We start from the raw sequence: 290 nt of genomic DNA on the forward strand, positions 1-290 counted from the left end.
TTTGACACCTGAAGTCGCAATTGCTTCAGAAAGGAGTCGTATAGCTCCTGAATAATCCATTTTGGGATCCTTTCTCAGTCCCGGGGGAAAATCTACGACAAGAACATCAGTAGCCGACAGAAAATCGGCTATATCTCCCTCTATTCCTTCCGAAGCTACCTTGATCTGGTAAGGCTTTATTCCGGCGTTTCTTAAAGTGGGTAGTTTTTCAGCAGAAGTCGTCGAACCCTTTACTGAAAAACCTTCAGCAAGCAGCATTTTTGCCAGCGGCAATCCCAGCCAGCCCGTTC

The 290-nt window shown here is 46.6% G+C and carries 1 pseudogene; it reads right to left on the bottom strand.

Going from position 1 to position 290, the window contains the following annotated elements:
• Positions 1–290, bottom strand: a pseudogene (locus tag HC176_RS19105) (hypothetical protein); the annotation flags it as partial.

The sequence above is a fragment of the Tamlana crocina genome, from assembly GCF_012037625.1.